The sequence below is a fragment of the Streptomyces sp. NPDC107765 genome, assembly GCF_055657085.1.
This window is the reverse complement of record NZ_JBVKBL010000014.1, coordinates 217,794-231,130: the sequence shown is the minus strand read 5'-3', so window position 1 is coordinate 231,130 and position 13,337 is coordinate 217,794. Positions and strand designations below refer to the sequence as shown.

The 13,337-nt window shown below is 71.8% G+C and carries 15 protein-coding genes and 1 pseudogene; 11 read left to right on the top strand and 5 right to left on the bottom strand.

Annotation, left to right across the window (positions count from 1 at the left end):
• Positions 1–169 precede the first annotated feature (169 nt).
• The 3 genes from ACZ7MX_RS30260 to ACZ7MX_RS30250 form a co-directional block, all read right to left on the bottom strand.
• Positions 170–349: a DUF6126 family protein gene (locus ACZ7MX_RS30260; protein ID WP_472136605.1), complete on the bottom strand. Its 180-nt coding sequence runs from the start codon at positions 347–349 to the stop codon at positions 170–172.
• Between the two features lie 35 nt (positions 350–384).
• Positions 385–1,011 carry a helix-turn-helix domain-containing protein gene (locus ACZ7MX_RS30255; protein WP_472136603.1) on the bottom strand — a complete coding sequence of 209 codons (627 nt, stop codon included), beginning with the start codon at positions 1,009–1,011 and terminating at the stop codon, positions 385–387.
• An 82-nt stretch (positions 1,012–1,093) separates the two neighbouring features.
• Complete coding sequence (locus ACZ7MX_RS30250; RefSeq protein WP_472136601.1) at positions 1,094–1,513, bottom strand: VOC family protein; 420 nt, start codon at positions 1,511–1,513, stop codon at positions 1,094–1,096.
• 228 nt (positions 1,514–1,741) lie between these two features.
• On the opposite strand from ACZ7MX_RS30250, the gene ACZ7MX_RS30245 reads away from it, so the two are divergent.
• From ACZ7MX_RS30245 to ACZ7MX_RS30225, 5 genes and pseudogenes are all read left to right on the top strand, one after another.
• Positions 1,742–2,179, top strand: a complete 438-nt coding sequence (locus tag ACZ7MX_RS30245) for a ribonuclease domain-containing protein (RefSeq protein WP_472136599.1) — start codon at positions 1,742–1,744, stop codon at positions 2,177–2,179.
• Between the two features lie 343 nt (positions 2,180–2,522).
• The gene (locus tag ACZ7MX_RS30240) at positions 2,523–3,191 is read left to right on the top strand and encodes a bifunctional 4-hydroxy-2-oxoglutarate aldolase/2-dehydro-3-deoxy-phosphogluconate aldolase (protein ID WP_472136597.1); all 669 of its coding nucleotides are present in this window, start codon (positions 2,523–2,525) and stop codon (positions 3,189–3,191) included.
• Positions 3,192–3,475: 284 nt separating this feature from the next.
• Positions 3,476–4,303 (top strand): transporter substrate-binding domain-containing protein, encoded by an 828-nt coding sequence (locus tag ACZ7MX_RS30235; RefSeq protein ID WP_472136595.1) that lies wholly within the window; start codon positions 3,476–3,478, stop codon positions 4,301–4,303.
• Positions 4,304–4,395: 92 nt separating this feature from the next.
• Positions 4,396–4,794, top strand: a pseudogene (locus tag ACZ7MX_RS30230) (PaaI family thioesterase); the annotation flags it as partial.
• A 195-nt stretch (positions 4,795–4,989) separates the two neighbouring features.
• Positions 4,990–6,150 (top strand): GDSL-type esterase/lipase family protein, encoded by a 1,161-nt coding sequence (locus tag ACZ7MX_RS30225; RefSeq protein ID WP_472136593.1) that lies wholly within the window; start codon positions 4,990–4,992, stop codon positions 6,148–6,150.
• Here ACZ7MX_RS30225 and ACZ7MX_RS30220 read toward each other — a convergent pair.
• On the bottom strand, positions 6,137–6,496 hold the full coding sequence (locus ACZ7MX_RS30220; RefSeq protein ID WP_472136591.1) for a VOC family protein: 360 nt from the start codon (positions 6,494–6,496) through the stop codon (positions 6,137–6,139). The genes ACZ7MX_RS30225 and ACZ7MX_RS30220 overlap by 14 nt on opposite strands.
• Before the next feature lie 50 nt (positions 6,497–6,546).
• A complete protein-coding gene (locus tag ACZ7MX_RS30215; RefSeq protein ID WP_472136589.1) occupies positions 6,547–7,449 on the bottom strand; it encodes a LysR family transcriptional regulator in 903 nt (300 codons plus the stop codon).
• 61 nt (positions 7,450–7,510) lie between these two features.
• On the opposite strand from ACZ7MX_RS30215, the gene ACZ7MX_RS30210 reads away from it, so the two are divergent.
• From ACZ7MX_RS30210 to ACZ7MX_RS30185, 6 genes are all read left to right on the top strand, one after another.
• Positions 7,511–8,233, top strand: a complete 723-nt coding sequence (locus ACZ7MX_RS30210) for an SDR family oxidoreductase (protein WP_472136587.1) — start codon at positions 7,511–7,513, stop codon at positions 8,231–8,233.
• Positions 8,234–8,322: 89 nt separating this feature from the next.
• Positions 8,323–9,099 carry a GntR family transcriptional regulator gene (locus tag ACZ7MX_RS30205; protein ID WP_472136585.1) on the top strand — a complete coding sequence of 259 codons (777 nt, stop codon included), beginning with the start codon at positions 8,323–8,325 and terminating at the stop codon, positions 9,097–9,099.
• Between the two features lie 169 nt (positions 9,100–9,268).
• Entirely contained in the window at positions 9,269–10,264 is a 996-nt protein-coding gene (locus ACZ7MX_RS30200) for a sugar ABC transporter substrate-binding protein (protein WP_472136583.1), read from the top strand.
• Between the two features lie 185 nt (positions 10,265–10,449).
• On the top strand, positions 10,450–11,463 hold the full coding sequence (locus ACZ7MX_RS30195) for a sugar ABC transporter substrate-binding protein (protein WP_472136582.1): 1,014 nt from the start codon (positions 10,450–10,452) through the stop codon (positions 11,461–11,463).
• Positions 11,460–12,503 (top strand): ABC transporter permease, encoded by a 1,044-nt coding sequence (locus ACZ7MX_RS30190; protein ID WP_472136580.1) that lies wholly within the window; start codon positions 11,460–11,462, stop codon positions 12,501–12,503. Before ACZ7MX_RS30195 ends, ACZ7MX_RS30190 begins: the two co-directional genes overlap by 4 nt.
• Positions 12,500–13,309 carry an ATP-binding cassette domain-containing protein gene (locus ACZ7MX_RS30185; protein ID WP_472136578.1) on the top strand — a complete coding sequence of 270 codons (810 nt, stop codon included), beginning with the start codon at positions 12,500–12,502 and terminating at the stop codon, positions 13,307–13,309. Before ACZ7MX_RS30190 ends, ACZ7MX_RS30185 begins: the two co-directional genes overlap by 4 nt.
• Positions 13,310–13,337: the final 28 nt, after the last annotated feature.

The following is a 13,337-nucleotide window of genomic DNA, read 5'->3' as shown; positions in this document are numbered from 1 at the left end:
GTCTGGTGCCAGGACTGCGCGGCAGCAGGCTTCACCCGCGGGGCGCACCGGGGCAATGGACTTTCGGACCGAAGGGATGGACGTTGCCGGGCGTCGCCGTGACCGTGGGCGTGGGCGTGGGCGTGGGACGTGGGCGGGGCCGGGAACCGGCGGCCGCGGTGGCCGGCGGTCAGCGTGACTTGGCGATGATCACCAGCAGGCTCATGAAGGCCAGCAGGACGTGCGTGGCGACGACGTAGATGAACACCCGCACATACAGTCCGCGGGGTGGCTTGTTCTCGACGTAGCGGGAAGCGGCGGGGGCGGCGGAGGGGCCGGAGGGAAGATCGGCCGGAGTCCGGTCGGGCACGGCGTGCGGTCCTTTCGTTCGGGCGGCGCGTGGGCTCACACGCCGCGGTACCTCGCGTCGTCGCCCAGACACAGCTCGGCGGCGCCGCTCTGCAGCAGCGTGTGGACGAACAAGAGCTCCGTGCCGCCCCGGGAGTCGGCGGCGATCCGGTGCGGGGTGAGCGAGTCGAAGTGCGCCGCGTCCCCCGGGGCCAGCACGTGCGCCGCCGCACCGAGCGTCAGCCACAGCCGTCCCTTGAGGACGTAGAGCCACTCCTCGCCGGGATGCACCCGCACCAGCTCGCCCTGCGCGCGTTGCGGCACGTGCACCCGGAGCGCCTGCATGGCGCGGCCGGCGCCGCCCACGGTCCAGTACGTCCAGCCGCCGGCCTCCGAGGGCTCGGCGCGGTCCGCCCGGACGATCGGGTCCCGCTCCCGGGCGGTCTCGCCGAGCAGGTCGGATACCGTTGTTCCGTACGTCCGCGCGAGCGCCAGCAGCATGGGCAGCGAGGGCTGCCGTCGGCCGGTCTCCAGGCGGGACAGGTGCGCGGGCGACAGCCCGACCAGCCGGGCCGCCGTCTCCAGCGTGAGGCCACTGCGTCGCCGCAGGTCACGCAGGCGCGGCGCGACGGTGGGGAGCTCGGCCGGCGGGACGCCGGGAGGCTCGTCGGGGAGCTCGGACATATCACCGGTATAGCGATATACGGCCTGGCGGGCAAAAGTTTTGCCTCAGAGGCAAAAGCCCCCGACGAACGAACGCCCCGTTTCAGGCCCGGTCCGCGTCCTCCGCGTCCTCCGGGTACCACCGCAGCTCGACGGTGTTGCCGTCCGGGTCCTGTACGTAGATCGACTGGGCATCGCCGCGCGCGCCGTAGCGGCCGACCGGGCCCTCCAGGACGGTGGTGAAGACGCCGGAGTCGATGACCTCCTGCCAGTCCAGCGGGTCCACGACGAGACAGATGTGGTCCACGTTGGTGGCCGGCGCCGCGTCCGCCTCGGCCTCGGGGTGGGTGATCAGGTCGATGATCGTGACGGGATTGATCCGCACCGACGGGAACGGGGCCTCGCCGGCCCGCCACTCCTCGACCCGCACCGGCTCCAGGCCGAGCGGACCGCAGTAGAAGTCCAGCGCCCGCTCGATGTCCCGCACCTTGAGCACCAGGTGGTCGAAGTCCTTGACCCGCATGGAAAACCCTCCCTCTCGTTGCCGCGCACGGTGCTGACGGACCGTCCGTGGCACCGCCGGTCCGCTCACGCCCTCGGTGATCGTCCGCGCGCTCATCATGCCTGGTGGGGGCCGAAGGGGACATCGTGATTTTTCGGGCTTCCGGTTGGGGTGACCGTGTGAACTCCGGGGAAACATCCGCCTTTTGGGATTGACAGGGCCATGTCTACGCGCGTCATTCTGGGAGGTATGAGAATCCCCCCACGGATTACCAGGATCGGCGCCGCGGGCGCCCTCGCATCGGCTCTTCTCCTCGGCGGGACCGCGGTCGCCGCCACCCCCTCCGGCCCGGCCGCCGCGCACGCCACGACGGCGTACGCAACGGCCGTGCACGTCAAGGACGTCGGCAGCGTCTGCTACTCCAAGCTGCCCTCGCAGGCCCATGACACCCTCGACCTGATCGCCAAGGGCGGCCCCTTCCCGTACCCGAAGGACGGCACCGTCTTCGACAACCGCGAAGGCGCCCTGCCGAAGCAGAGCACCGGCTACTACCACGAGTACACGGTCATCACACCGGGCTCGCCCGACCGCGGTGCCCGGCGCATCGTGGCCGGCGAGAAGAAGGACGAGGACTACTACACCGCCGACCACTACTCCTCGTTCGACCTGGTCGACCGCAACTGCTGAGACCGGCTCAGCCGGCGCACGGGGTCGCTCGAACGACCCTGACACCTTCCGCCGCGGCGGTCGGGATGCCTTGTGCACCCCGGCCGCCGCATTGCCGTGCGCCCCCTTTGACCTCGCTCTTCTCGCATTTCTTGGCAGAAGGGGCGCGCGGGGCGCACCCCCCGGGAGAGGATTGTCGGTGGTTCCCGGTAGCGTTTCGGTGGAAACGAGGAGCGGGCGGGCATCGGCGGACAAGGGACCATGTGGGGTCAGCTGCTGCGGCACGCCCGGGAAAGTGCCGTATCCGCCATGGCCGGGCGGTCCGGCATGGTGCGTCGCAGACAAGGAAGGACGGCGAACTGCCGTGTATCGCTGGGAGATCACCCGGGCCGCACTGGCGCAGCGCGTATTCGCCATCGTTCGCAGCAAGACCTACGACGAGGCGAGCGCCACCGCCGACACCTTGCTGTCGGCCGGCATCACGACCCTGGAGATATCCCTGACCACCCCCTTCGCCCTGGAGGCGGTCACGACCCTGACACGCGAGCTGGGCGAGGACGCGGTCATCGGCGCGGGCACGGTCCTTGACGCGATGTCGGCCCGGATGGCGGTCGACGCCGGCGCCCGCTTCCTGGTCTCGCCCAGCCTGGACCCCGAGGTCATCCGCACCGCCCACCGCTACGGCGTCCCGGTCTTCCCCGGCGTCTCGACGCCCACCGAAATGGTCCGCGCCCTGGAGTTGGGCGCGGACGCCCTCAAGCTCTTCCCCGCCTCGACGCACGACCCGTCCTGGCTCACGGAGGTCCGTGCGGCACTGCCGCAGGCGCCGCTGCTGCCGACCGGCGGGGTGACGGTCGACAGCGCGCCCGAGTGGATCGCCGCCGGCGCGGTCGCCGTCGGCATGGGCGCCGCCCTCTCCGAAGGCGACCGCGACACCGTCGCCAAGCGCGCCGCCGAGCTCCTCACCCGTCTCGCCGAAGCCACCCCGGACGGGGCGGCGGGCGACGACGAGAGTGTGCTGTACGGCGGCTGACGGGCCTTGAGGGGCCCGGCGGGCCGATGACTCACCTGCCGCCGGCTTGACCGGCTGCGGCCTGACGGGCTGACGACTGGTGGGCCGCCTGACGGGCTGACGGTCGCCGGGCCGACGGCTGAGGGTGGTTGGCTCGCACGCTCCCCGGACGGCCGGTCCGCCGGTCGTCCCGGTCTCCGGGCAGGGGCTTCCCGCCGATCACCGGCTCTGCCAGGCTGAGCGCGCGATCATCCGACGAGACGTCAGCCCCGCGCCCCACAGCCCAAGGTGCCCCAGGAGACCCGATGAAGCGTGCCGTCACCCTCTCCGCCCTCGCCTGTCTGCTCGCCGTCACCGCAGCCGCCCCGGCGGCGTCCGGCGCCGCCCCGGCACGGAAGCCGGCCCCCGCCCACGGGCGGCAGGCGTCGGCGCTCGACACCGTTCCGCGGCGCGGGGTGCTGCGGGTGTGCACCACCGGCGACTACCGCCCCTTCAGTTACCGCGACCCCGGCACCGGCGGCTACCGCGGGGTGGACATCGACATGGCCCGGGACCTCGCCCGGAGCCTGGACGCCGAGCCCCGCTACGTCCCGTCCACCTGGGCCGGCCTGGTCGGCGACCTGTCGGCCGGGCGCTGCGACATCGCCATGGGCGGCGTCTCGATCACCCTGGCACGGGCCCGTTCGGTCGCCTTCAGCGAGCCCACCCGCACGGACGGCAAGACCCCGATCGTGCGCTGTGCGGACAAGGACAAGTACGGCACCCTGGAGCAGATCGACCGCCCCGGCACGACCGTCATCGTCAACCCGGGCGGCACCAACGAGGAGTTCGCCCGCGCCCACATCAAGCACGCGACCCTGAAGGTCCATCCGGACAACACCACGATCTTCGACGAGATCATCGCGGGCCGTGCCGACGTGATGATGACCGACGCCAGCGAGACCCGCTATCAGGCGAAGCTCCACCCCGAACTCTGCTCGGTCCACCCGGACAAGCCCTTCACCTTCTCCGAGAAGGCGTATGCGCTGCCCCGGGGTGACCACGACTTCACGGCCTATGTGAACCAGTGGGTGCATCTGGCCACCCACGACGGCACCTACCGGAAGTACGAGAACGCCTGGATGGGGGAGTGATGTCGGACACCGGGCGGGCGGGCGTCGGCCGCGATCCCGCCGCGGCCTCCGATCCCGTCGGGGCCTCCGCCCCCGCCGCGGACTTCGCTCTCGTGGCGGCCCAGAAGGGCCTGGACGAGCAGCCGTTCAGCAGGCTGCTGCGGGCCCGGCTCACCGCGTTCGGGGACGGCGGGGCGACGTTGGAGCTGGACATCCGTGAGGAACTGCTGCAGCAGTACGGGTTCGTGCACGGCGGGGTGCTGTCGTACGCCGCCGACAACACCCTGACGTTCGCCGCGGCCACCGCCCTGGGCCCGGCCATCGTCACCGGCGGCTTCTCGATCCAGTACCTGCGGCCGGCGCGCGGCCGGACACTCCGCGCCCGCGCCGAGGTCGTCCACGCCGGCCGCCGGCAGGCCGTGTGCCGGTGCGATCTGACGGTGCTCGACGCGGACGGTACCGAGCGCCTGTGTGCGGTGGCGCAGGGCACGGCGTTGTCCCTCAACGGCCCGACAGGCGACGGCCCCACAGGCGACGGGCCGGCGGGCAGCGAGCCAGCGGGCAGCGGACCGGCAGACAGCGGTCCGGCCGGCGGTGGCTGAGGAAAAGCGGGTGCGAAACGGGCATCCGGTGGGCAGGCTGGTCATCATGATCCTTCCGTTCCACGGCGTCCTCAGGACGTTCCCGATCCCCGCAGGCAGGCCAGCGTGACCGACTGGATCACCACCCCCGTGGAACCGCACCTCCTGCGCGGTGCCCTGGAGGTGGAGCGCACCGCGCACGGCGTGCTGCCGCACCGGCTGCCCGCGTGGGCCCGTCAGCAGTGGCCCGACGACTACCTGTCCATGGTCGAGTCCCAGCCCTCCGGCGTACGGCTGGTCTTCCGCACCCGTGCCACCGCCGTCGAGCTGGACACGCTCCCCACGAAGACGGTCTACGAGGGCGCCCCGCCCCAGCCGGACGGCGTGTACGACCTGGTCGTGGACGGCCGGCTCACCGCCCGGGCCGGTGTCGCGGCCGGCAACGTCCGCACCATCGACCTGTCCACCCAGGTGATCGCCACCCGCTCCGGCCCGCCCGGCACCCTCCGGTTCGGCGATCTGGCCGCCGGCATGAAGGACATCGAGATCTGGCTGCCGCAGACGGAGACCACCGAGCTGATCGCGCTGCGCACCGACGCACCGGTCGAGGCCGCCCCGGACCGCGGCCGCCGGGTCTGGCTGCACCACGGCAGCTCGATCAGCCACGGCTCCTCCGCCGAAGGCCCCACCGAGACCTGGCCGGCGCTGGCCGCCGCCCGCGGCGGGGTGGAGCTGATCAACCTCGGTTTCGGCGGCAACGCCCTGCTGGACCCGTTCACCGCCCGCGCCATGCGGGACACACCCGCGGACCTGATCAGCGTCAAGATCGGCATCAATCTGGTCGGCCACGACCTGATGCGGCTGCGCGCCTTCGGGCCGGCGGTCCACGGCTTCCTCGACACGATCCGCGACGGGCACCCGACCGCGCCGCTGCTGGTCGTGTCGGCCGTCCTGTGCCCGGTCCACGAGGACACCCCCGGACCCGGCGCGCCGGACTTCAGCTCCGGGACGCTGCGCTTCACCGCCCTCGGCGACCCCAAGGACCCCGGGCGCCTCACGCTGAACCGCATCCGGGACGAGCTGGCCCGGATCACCGCCGCGCGGGCGGTCGATGACCCGAACCTGCACTACCTCGACGGCCGCGTGCTCTACGGCGAGGCGGACCACGCCGAACTGCCGCTGCCCGACGCGCTCCACCCGGACCCGGCCGGCCATCGCCGTATCGGCGAGCGGTTCGCCGAGCGGGTCTTCGGGGACGGCGGCCCGTTCGCCGTCAGGGACGACTGACCGTGTGCCCGAGGACGTTGACGATCCGTCCGTCCGGGTCGCGGACGAAGAAGCGGCGTACGCCCCACTCCTCGTCCGCGAGGGGCCGGACGATCGTGGCGCCCGCGGCCTGAAGGGCGGCGTGGACCGCGTCCACGTCGTCGACCTCGATGCTGAGGTCGGGGGTGACCGGAGCGGTCCGGTCCGCGGTCAGGAAGGTGAGCTGGGCGGTGGGGTTGGCCGGCGAGGCCAGGGTCATGACCCAGCCCTGGTTCATGACCTCGGCCAGGCCGAGCAGCCCGTAGAAGTCGCGGTTCTCCTCCAGGGCGGTCGACCGGAGGTCGGGGACGACCCGGCGTACGGACATGGGGACTCCTCACAGCTGACGTGCGGACAGGTGCGGTCGGGTGTGGCCGGTCAGGGGGTGGCGGGCGGTGACTCGTGGTGCCGGACGGCGTCGAGGACGTCGCGCAGCACGGTGCGGTGGTCGTCCGGGCGGCGGACCAGCGCGAGGCGGGTGGGGGCCAGGCCGGTGACGGGGCGGGCGACGACGCCGGGACGCCGGTAGAGCGCGGCGTTCCCGGCCGCCAGCAGGACCACCCCCAGGCCCTCGGCCACCGCCTCGAAGGTCTCGTCCGCGTTGGCGACCACCCCGCCGACGCGCACCGGCCGGCCGCCCCGTTCGTCCACCGCGAGCCAGTGGTCCCGCAGGACCCCCGCGGATTCCGGCAGTGCCAGGAACGGTTCGTCGAGCAGCGCGGCGAACGGGATCTCGGCGGCCGCCGCGAGCCGGTGGCCGGCCGGCAGCGCCACCCACCGCGGTTCGGTGGCCACGACCTGCACGGCGAACGCCTCCTGCCCCGGGAACGGCAGCCACAGCAGCGCCAGGTCCGTCTCGCCGCCCGCGAGCCCGGCGGTGGCGTCCGCCCAGTCGATCTGCCGCACCTGGAGGCGCCAGTTGGGGCGGCGCTCGGCGAGCCGCGCGCGGATCGCGGGGAGCAGTCCGCGGCCGGTGCTCGTCGAGATGCCCAGGGTCAGCACGGCGGCCTCCGCGGCGGCCGCGTCGCTGACCGCCCGCTGCGCCTCGTCCCAGAGCTGGACCAGCTCCCGCGCCCTGGGCAGCAGCGCGGCACCGGACGCGGTCAGCGTCACCGTGCGCCGGTCGCGGTCGAACAGCTTCACCCGCAGGCCGTCCTCCAGCTGCCGGATCTGCTTGCTCAGCCCCGGCTGGGAGATGAACAGCCGCTCGGCGGCCCGGGTGAAGTTCAACTCCTCGGCCGTGGCGACGAAATAGCGCAGGTCCCGCAGATGAGCGTCCATAGCCATGGGTTATCAGAAGCGGCCTTGGACGCGCAGGAAGTTGCGGACGGACGATGGATCCATGGACACCGACCCTCCCACCGGACCCGTCGCCCTCGTCACCGGCGCCACCCGCGGCATCGGCCGTGAGGTGTGCCGGCAGCTGGCGGCGCGCGGGTACACGGTGCTGCTGACCGGACGCTCGCCGGGCGCCGTGCGGCGGGCGGCCGGGGAACTGCGCGGTGCTCCCGGGGCGGGCCGGGACGTGCGGCCGTTGCGCATGGACGTCACCGACGACGCCGGTGTGGCGGCGGCCGCGGCCGAGGTCGCCGAGCGCTTCGGCCGGCTGGACGTGCTGGTCAACAACGCCGCCATCGGCTACGACACCGGGCAGCGGGCGGTCACCGCCGATCTCGGGCGGGTGCGCGAGGTGGCCGAGACCAACCTCTACGGGCCGTGGCGCACCGCGATCGCGTTCGCCCCGCTGCTGCGCGCCTCGGACCATCCGCGGCTGGTCAACGTCTCCAGCGAGGCCGGCTCGCTGACCACCATGGGCGGCGGCACCCCCGCGTACACCGCGTCCAAGGCGGCGCTCAACGCGCTCACCCGGATGCTGGCCGCCGAGCTGCGGGCCGACGGCGTGCTGGTCAACGCGGTCTGCCCGGGCTGGGTGGCCACCGACATGGGCGGGCCGGGCGGCCGGCCGGTGGCCGAGGGCGCGGCCGGTGTCGTGCACGCGGCGACCCTGCCGGACGACGGCCCCACGGGCGGCTTCTTCCGGGACGGCCGCCCGCTGCCCTGGTAGCCCGCCGCGGCCCCAGGGTGACCCCTCATGTCCGGACAATGTGACCTCCGGACTTCCCGTCAACTGTGCGGGCGGATACGCTCGCGAACGTGGGGAAACGCGATACGGAACAGGCCCTGGGCGCCGAGAGCCCCGTTCAGTTCAGCGTGGACCGGAGCAGTCCGGTCCCGCTGTATTTCCAGCTGTCGCAGCAGCTGGAGGCGGCGATCGAGACCGGCAAACTGGCCCCCGGCAGCCTGCTCGGCAACGAGATCGAACTGGCCGGCCGGCTCGGGCTCTCCCGGCCCACGGTCCGCCAGGCCATCCAGTCGCTGGTCGACAAGGGGCTGCTGGTGCGCCGCCGCGGCATCGGCACCCAGGTCGTGCACAGCCAGGTCAAGCGCCCGCTGGAGCTGAGCAGCCTCTACGACGACCTGGAGGCGGCCGGGCAGAAGCCGGCCACCCGGGTGCTGCTCAACACCACCACCGAGGCCGATGCCGAGGTCGCCGCCGCGCTGGGCATCGCCGAGGGCGCGGAGGTCGCGCTGGTCGAGCGGCTCCGGCTGACCCACGGCGAACCCGTCGCCCACCTGCGCAACCACCTCCCCGCCGGCCTGCTGAAGCTGGACACCGCCGAACTGGAGCAGACCGGGCTGTACCGCCTGATGCGGTCGGCCGGGATCACCCTGCACAGCGCCCGCCAGGCCGTCGGCGCCCGGGCCGCCACCCCGGAGGAGGGGCAGCGGCTCGACGAGCCCGAGGGCGCCCCGCTGCTCACCATGCAGCGCACGACCTTCGACGACACCGGACGCGCCGTGGAGTTCGGCTCGCACGTCTACCGGGCGTCGCGCTACGCCTTCGAGTTCCAGCTGCTCGTACGGCCGTGAGGGCGCCGGGCGGTCCCCGGGAGCCGCGCCGCGGCCGCACCGTGCTCACGTTCACCCAGCCATGTGCTTTCGTCAGAATGTTCTGACAAAGCATTGACGTGGCTCCGCGCCGCCCGTTACAACTCCTCCAGCCGCATTCCGGCGGCCGTGGAGAAAAGGCGGTTCCACGATGATCAGCGTCCGTACGACCGGCGTCCGGCGGCTCACCCTCCGCAGCGCCGCCGCTTTACTGACCACCGTCGCACTGGTCGCCGGGTGCAGCGCCACCGGCGGCCAGGACGCCAAGGACGAGGGGGCCGGCGGCACCCGCATGACCATCGGGATGGTCAGCCACGCCGGCGACGGCGACACCTTCTGGGACATCGTCCAGAACGGCGCCCAGCAGGCCGCCGCCAAGGACCACGTGAAGTTCCTCTACGCCCACGACAAGGAGGGCGGCCAGCAGGCCGAGCTGATCCAGTCCTACATCGACCAGAAGGTCGACGGACTGATCGTCACCCTCGCCAAACCGCAGGCCGTCAAGGCGGCCGTCCGCAAGGCCGAGGCCGCCGGCATCCCCGTGATCACCATCAACTCGGGCGGTGAGTTCTCCCGGGCGTACGGGGCGCTCACCCACATCGGGCAGGACGAGTCGGTGGCCGGCCGCGCGGTCGGCGAGGAGCTGAACCACCGGGGGGCGAAGAAGGTCCTCTGCGTCCTCCACGAGCAGGGCAACGTGTCGCTGGAGGACCGCTGCGCGGGCGTCCGCAAGGGCTTCCACGGGACCGTCGAGAACCTCAACGTCGACGGCACCAACGCCCCGGCCGCCCAGTCCTCGATCGAGGCCAAGCTGCAGTCCGACACGTCGCTCGACGCGATCGTGACCCTCGGCGCCCCCATCGCGGCGCTCTCGGTCAAGGCCAAGCAGGACGCCGGCAGCCACGCACAGATCGCGACGTTCGACCTGAACGGCGCCGTGGTCAAGCTGCTCAAGGCCAAGGACGTCACCTTCGCCGTCGACCAGCAGCCCTACCTCCAGGGCTACGAGGCCGTCGACCTGCTCTGGCTGCACAAGACCAACGCGGACGTCCTCGGCGGCGGGAAGCCGGTGCTCACCGGGCCCGCGCTGGTGACCCAGAAGGACGTACCCCAGCTGACCGAGTACACCGGGCGAGGCACCAGGTGAGAGCAGAGGGAAGACGGGACGACCCCATGAACCGGGACAGATCACCGGTAACGGATACTTGGCCGGTTGGCCCCGGCCGGCCGGCGCCGGAGTGCGGCACCGCACCCGCCCGGACCGGGCGGCCCACACAGCGAATACGACCGACGCAGCCGACACGGCGAGATCAGCGGGAAGGGCGAGTCCTCGTGGCAAGGGTTCGAAGAAGGGGACGCGTCGTGAGCGCCGTGCTGGCAGCGGTGCTCGGCGCCTCCCTGGCGGGGTGCAGCAGCACCGGCGGCAAGCGCGCCGAGGAAGAGCGCGCCGCCAAGGCCGCCGGCGGCAAGGCCGCGGTGAACACCCCCAGGTGGACGTTCGCCATGGTCACCCACTCGGGAGACGGCGACACCTTCTGGGACATCGTGCAGAACGGCGCCCAGCAGGCCGCCCTCAAGGACAACATCAAGTTCGTCTACGGGCACGACGAGGAGGCCCAGCGGCAGAGCCAGCTGGTGCAGTCCTACATCGACCAGAAGGTCGACGGGCTGATCGTCTCCCTCGCCAAGCCCAACGCCATGAAGGACGTCGTCGAAAAGGCCGAGAAGGCCGGCATACCCGTGATCACCGTCAACTCCGGCGCCGAGGAGTCCAAGGCGTTCGGCGCGCTCACCCACATCGGGCAGGACGAGACGGTGGCCGGCGAGGCGGTCGGCGACGAGCTGAACCGGCGCGGCCGCAAGAAGGCCCTGTGCGTCCTGCACGAACAGGGCAACGTCGGCCACGAACAGCGCTGCGAGGGCGCCGCCAAGACGTTCAAGGGCAAGCTGGAGAAGCTCTACGTCGAGGGCACCAACATGCCCGACGTGCAGTCCTCCATCGAGTCCAAGCTCCAGGCCGACCCGGCCATCGACGCCGTGGTCACCCTCGGCGCACCCTTCGCGCCCACCGCCGTCAAGGCCAGGGAACAGGCCGGCAGCAAGGCCGAGATCGACACCTTCGACCTCAACGCCCAGGTCGCGGCCGGCCTCAAGGACAACACCCTCGGCTTCGCCGTCGACCAGCAGCCCTACCTCCAGGGCTACGAGGCGGTCGACCTGCTCTGGCTGTACAAGTACAACTCCGACACCCTCGGCGGCGGGAAGCCGGTGCTCACCGGGCCCCAGGTGATCACCAAGAAGGACGCCGGCGCCCTGCAGGACTACACGAAGCGGGGTACCCGATGACCGCCACCCTCAAGGCCCCCGTCCAGGACGAACGGCTGCTGCACCGCTCCCTGGCCCGCCGGCTGATGGGCCGCCCCGAACTGGGCTCGGTCGTCGGCGCCGCCGCGGTCTTCGTCTTCTTCTCGATCGTCGCCGAGCCCTTCCTGCGGGCGTCCAGCCTCTCCACCGTGCTCTACGCCTCCTCGACCATCGGGATCATGGCCGTACCGGTGGCGCTGCTGATGATCGGCGGGGAATTCGACCTCTCGGCCGGCGTCATGGTCGTCAGCTCGGCGCTGATCTCGTCGATGTTCAGCTACCAGATGACCGCCAACACCTGGGTCGGCGTCGGGGTGTCCCTACTGGTCACCCTCGCCATCGGGGCGTTCAACGGATTCCTGCTGACCCGCACGAAACTGCCCAGCTTCATCATCACGCTCGGCACCTTCTTCATGCTGACCGGCCTCAACCTCGGCTTCACCAAGCTGATCAGCGGCACCGTGTCGACGAAGTCCATCTCCGACATGGAGGGCTTCGCATCGGCCCGTACCCTCTTCGCCTCGCACCTGACCGTCGGCAGCGTCGACATCCAGGTCACCATCGTGTGGTGGATCGCACTGGTCGCCGTGGCCACCTGGGTGCTGCTGCGCACCCGCGTCGGCAACTGGATCTTCGCGGTGGGCGGCAACGCCGACGCCGCGCGGGCGGTCGGCGTCCCGGTCACCAAGACCAAGATCGGCCTGTACATGGGCGTCGCCTTCGCCGCCTGGATCTCCGGCCAGCACCTGCTGTTCTCCTACGACGCGATCCAGTCCGGCGACGGCGTCGGCAACGAATTCCTCTACATCATCGCCGCGGCGGTCGGCGGCTGCCTGATGACCGGCGGCTTCGGCTCGGCGATCGGCGCCGCCGTCGGCGCCTTCATCTTCGGCATGGCCAGCAAGGGCATCGTCTACGCGCAGTGGAATCCGGACTGGTACAAGTTCTTCCTCGGCGCGATGCTGCTGCTCGCCACACTCCTGAACGCATGGGTCCGCAAGCGGGCGGAGGACAAGGCATGACAGCGCTGGTCGAGCTGACCGACGTCAGCAAGTACTACGGCAACGTCCGGGCACTGGAGGCCGTGTCCCTGGAGGTGCACGCGGGGGAGATCACCTGCGTGCTCGGCGACAACGGCGCCGGCAAGTCCACCCTCATCAAGATCATCGCCGGGCTGCACCGGCACGACCGCGGCAGCTTCACCATCGAGGGCGAGGAGACCAGCCTGGCCTCCCCGCGCGAGGCCCTCGACCGCGGGATCGCCACCGTCTACCAGGACCTCGCCGTCGTCCCCCTCATGCCGGTCTGGCGGAACTTCTTCCTCGGCTCCGAGCCGACCACCGGCATCGGCCCCTTCAAGCGCCTCGACGTCGCCACGATGCGCGAGACCACCCGCAGCGAGCTGCTGCGGATGGGCATCGACCTGCGCGACGTCGACCAGCCCATCGGCACCCTCTCGGGCGGCGAACGGCAGTGCGTGGCCATCGCCCGCGCCGTCTACTTCGGCGCCAAGGTCCTGGTCCTCGACGAGCCGACGGCGGCGCTCGGCGTCAAGCAGTCCGGCGTCGTCCTCAAGTACGTCGCGGCCGCCCGGGACGCCGGCCTCGGCGTGGTGTTGATCACGCACAACCCGCACCACGCCTACCTCGTCGGCGACCGCTTCGTCCTCCTCAAGCGCGGCACGATGGCCGGCAGCCACACCAAGAAGGAGATCGCCCTGGAGGAGCTGACCCGTCAAATGGCGGGCGGCAGCGAACTGGAACAACTCAGCCACGAGCTGGCCCGCACCGCCACCCCGGAATTCCCCGGCGGCCACCGGCCCGACTGAGCAGGTCAGCAGGGTGCCGCGCCCCGCA